Annotated in this window: 4 protein-coding genes and 1 pseudogene; 2 read left to right on the forward strand and 3 right to left on the reverse strand. The window is 61.3% G+C overall.

The window, feature by feature from the left end; all coding sequences use genetic code 11:
• Nucleotides 1–134: 134 nt before the first annotated feature.
• From J7367_RS21650 to J7367_RS21660, 3 genes are all read right to left on the reverse strand, one after another.
• A complete protein-coding gene (locus tag J7367_RS21650; RefSeq protein ID WP_057663022.1) occupies nucleotides 135–473 on the reverse strand; it encodes a hypothetical protein in 339 nt (112 codons plus the stop codon).
• Nucleotides 474–705: 232 nt separating this feature from the next.
• Nucleotides 706–1422, reverse strand: coding sequence for a pseudouridine synthase (locus J7367_RS21655; RefSeq protein ID WP_057663019.1), 717 nt, complete (start codon nucleotides 1420–1422; stop codon nucleotides 706–708).
• The gene (locus tag J7367_RS21660) at nucleotides 1419–2486 is read right to left on the reverse strand and encodes a class I SAM-dependent methyltransferase (RefSeq protein WP_057663016.1); all 1068 of its coding nucleotides are present in this window, start codon (nucleotides 2484–2486) and stop codon (nucleotides 1419–1421) included. Before J7367_RS21660 ends, J7367_RS21655 begins: the two co-directional genes overlap by 4 nt.
• 364 nt (nucleotides 2487–2850) lie before the next feature.
• On the opposite strand from J7367_RS21660, the gene J7367_RS21665 reads away from it, so the two are divergent.
• Entirely contained in the window at nucleotides 2851–3291 is a 441-nt protein-coding gene (locus J7367_RS21665; RefSeq protein ID WP_244672360.1) for a hypothetical protein, read from the forward strand.
• A 181-nt stretch (nucleotides 3292–3472) separates the two neighbouring features.
• Nucleotides 3473–3658, forward strand: a pseudogene (locus tag J7367_RS21670) (IS5/IS1182 family transposase); the annotation flags it as partial.

Below are 3658 nucleotides of genomic sequence, written 5' to 3' on the forward strand. Positions count from 1 at the left end.
ACTGCCGGCGATGGGGAGCGTGCGTCTGTGAACCGGGAAATTCCCGCGGAAAGCGCCAGAAATGGCGAAATTCCGAAGTTCCAAAAGCCACTCTTCGGAACGACGCCACCTTCCGCCCTGTCAGGTCTCGTTGTTCAGACCTTCCCTAGCTCCACTGGCAAAGCATCGTTGCCTCTCAGCTGGATATCGACGTTGCGAAACGCAGTCTGCCCGTCAAACAGACTGACGCTATCTCCCATCAAATCGTCGCCCAGCGCGGGCGTCTTCTCTGTCGCTCTGACGAGCTTGGCGTACTCGACATAGGGCTCGATCGCATTTTGCGCCCTGGCGGTACCTGCAACGCTGCCCAAGACCATTCCCACGAATACCAATCCAATGCGCATCGCCCACGATGACGCGCAGCAAAATCCATATTGCATAGCCGCCCGATCCTGAATGTTGAGGTCCCGCACGGCCCCCTGAAGGAAACTCACGCCGTATCGGTGGCGAATTATTATCAGATCAGTCGAACAAAGTCATCTCGGCTCAATCGACGTGGTGACAGGCATTACTCACGAAAGATAAAGACCATAAAAATCATAGCCATACTCGCGCACTGCCTTTATAGGCAAGCAACGGAGCAGGGTATCGAAAAAATACCTGGTCCCTGGACCACCCATCCAGAGATGGCATTACAGAACTGTACGCCCCGAGCGAGAACTGTCACTATTGCTGAACTAGTTGCCAGCCACACAATATCTCCAGGTCGCCAGCTTCCAGCGCACGCCATTGCCCCGACGGCAAGCCCTCCAGCGACAGGCCACCGATGCGGCTGCGGTGCAGCGCGACCACATGGTTGCCGGCGGCAGCGAACATGCGCCGCACCTGGTGATAGCGACCTTCGTGCAGGGTCAGCCGCGCCTGGCGTGGGCCAAGCACCTCCAGTTCGGCCGGCAGCAGCGGCTTGGTTTCGCCCTCCAGCAGCAGGCTGCCGCTGGCGAACAGCGTGGCCTCCTCGCCACGCAGGTCCTCGGCCAGGGTGATGTCGTACACCTTGTCCAGCGCGGATTTGGGCGAAATGATCCGATGCAGCAGCGCGCCGTCGTCGGTCATCAACAACAGGCCGCTGGTCTCGCGGTCCAGCCGCCCCACCGGCGCCAACACCGGCGCACGCAGGCGGAAACGTGGCGGCAGCAATTCGTAGATCAGCCGGCCGGTGTCCTTGGTCGAGCAGGTGTAGCCGCCGGGTTTATGCAGCAACAGGCTCAAGCCCGCCGGCGGATCGAGCGGTTCGCCATCGATGCGGATGGCGTCGTGCTCCACCTGGTCGTCGGCATACAGCACCTCGCCTTGCGCATCGGTGATCGCGCCCTGCCGGAACAGCTGGGTGACTTGCTTGCGGCTGCCGTAGCCGAGATTGGCGATGTGTTTGACCAGCTTCATGGGCGCGCCCCGCGGCCGCGGGTCGCCGCGATCAGCTTGAATCCATCGCGTTCGGCAGCCACGCGCACCTGCCCGAAACTGTCGTTGAGCACCTGTTCGTAGGGTAGATGCCGGTTGGCGACCAGCAGCAGTTGCCCGCCCGGGCGCAGCGCCTGTGCGGCCACTGCAATGAAGCGCTGCCCGATGTCCGGGCGGTCGGCACGCGACGGCGTATGGAACGGCGGGTTGCTGACGATGAAATCGTATTGCCCCACCAGCCCGGCCGTGACATCGAGCCAGTGGTAGTGCAGCTGCGCCGGATGCGTGATGTCCTGCAGATTGCGCCGCGCCAGCGTCAACGCGCGCGCCTCGGCTTCGTACAGATCCAGCGCGGCGACCTTGGGACAACGCGCCAGCACTTCGGCCGACAGATACCCGAAACCCGCGCCCAGATCGGCGCCATGGCCGGCCAGCGTGGTGGGCAGATGCTCGACCAGCAACGCAGAAGCGGGGTCGATGCGATCCCAGGCAAAGACCCCGGGACGGCTGACAAAGCGGCCGTCCAGAATCTTGCGTGGCGCATCCAGCGCGGCCCAGCGGGCCTGCAGCGTGGCATCGGTGCCAGCCGGCAGCGGCGCGCTCCAATAGGTGCGGCAGTGGTACTTGGTCAGGCTACCGGCCAGCCCGGTGAGCTGGCGCAGATCCGCTTCCCCCGAGCGTGCGCCTTCGTTGTTGGACTGGCAGGCGACCACGCGGCCACCGGGTGCAGTCAACGCCACCGCACGTGCGAACAGCGCACGCGCCTCTTCGCGCTGCCGCGGGGGCAGTACCAGCACCAGGGCATAGCGCGTGCTGTCGGCCTCGATCTCGCTTTCTTCGCGCACCGTCCACCCGTTGCGCTCCAGCGCTTCGGCAAACGGACGGAAGCTCTGCTCGCAGGTCAGCGTCTGGGTAGTTGCCCGCTCGCGCAGCGGAAAACCGTCGCGCGCGCGCAGGAACAAGACCGGTCCTTCCGGCCATGGCAGCGCGCCTTGAGCAAAGGGCAGAAACAGCGCTTGAAGCGGGGCGTCGTGCGGGCCAGCCATCGGATCATCGGGTCAGGGACAGGCCGTCATTGTAAAGGGAGCGGTGGGATCACACCGCCTGCTGGGATTGCGTACTGACTGTCCGGCCTGAAAGGAGAGCTTTGCGAAGCATCCAAAACAATCCCATTGGATGCCAATTGACAAACGATGGTGCTGCGCGGAGCGCAATAATGCGATAGGCATCTCCTGATTCAATCTCACCCACAGGCTGCGCTCGAATGGCTGACCGACGCGTGGAAGGCATCTTCAATCAGTGCATTGACAGCGCCAAATCAAAACCCCACGCTTGAGCTCGCAGGAAGACCGTCGATCATCAACAGGAATGCTGGATATGAGATATAGGAAATATTTCGGACTGTTTTCCATGGCACTACTTTTGGGGACATCCGCGCATGGTCAGAATTATCGTGCGGCGACGGCGCCATCCAGCTCGATGACAACAACGCAGAAAAGTTTATATCGCGCCGGATCTAACGAATCGCAATCCATCATCGCTTGGATCAAGCAGCACTCACCAAAGTATCCGCCGCTGTTACCGGCAAGTAGCTTGAGTGTCTCCCGCAGCATCGTCTCGACCGGATTGATGCGTATTCAGTCCGGGCCGGATGGTCCACCGGTTCCTTTGCCCGCCAGCGGCGTCCCCGGCGAAAAAATCACCATCCGCAACGAATTTCCTGGCGGAGCATTTGAACAATGGGATTACGAATGGGCTGGTCAGTCGGGTGGATCATGGCAACTGACAGGCTACCAATTCAGCGCACCGACAAGTAGAGGCGACAACGACAATCCGCGGCAGCCTTTCTGATTTCTTGTACTCCGCATAATCGTCAGCCAGCTCCTCTGGCTTGTTTGAAGAGAGGGGCTTGGGGATATTGGCAGACGCTCAGTTGAGGTCGAGCATTGCGCCCAGAGTCTGCGCTTTAGGGAAGGTCTGATCAACTCACCGCAGATGCGCGACACTATCGCCTTATGTAGAGGATTCATCCATGCAGCTGACGTTCGGTGACGCTGAGGGCTTGGGCAAGCGTAAGCAGACCCGGCGCGAGATCTTTCTTGCCGAGATGGAGCAGGTTGTTCCGTGGCAGCAACTGCTTGCCCTGATCGCGCCGCACTATCCAGTGTCGGGGCGGCCAGGTCGGCAGCCGTACGCACTGGCGACGATGTTGCGGATT

The sequence above is a fragment of the Xanthomonas sp. D-36-1 genome (assembly GCF_017746155.1).
GTDB classification, from domain to species: domain Bacteria; phylum Pseudomonadota; class Gammaproteobacteria; order Xanthomonadales; family Xanthomonadaceae; genus Xanthomonas; species Xanthomonas cissicola.

What these genes read in the sequence shown, in the direction of transcription:
- J7367_RS21655 (WP_057663019.1), bottom strand. Translation starts at nt 1,422, where the DNA reads ATGAAGCTGGTCAAACACATCGCCAATCTCGGCTACGGCAGCCGCAAG.
- J7367_RS21660 (WP_057663016.1), bottom strand. Translation starts at nt 2,486, where the DNA reads ATGGCTGGCCCGCACGACGCCCCGCTTCAAGCGCTGTTTCTGCCCTTT.
- J7367_RS21665 (WP_244672360.1), top strand. Translation starts at nt 2,851, where the DNA reads ATGGCACTACTTTTGGGGACATCCGCGCATGGTCAGAATTATCGTGCG.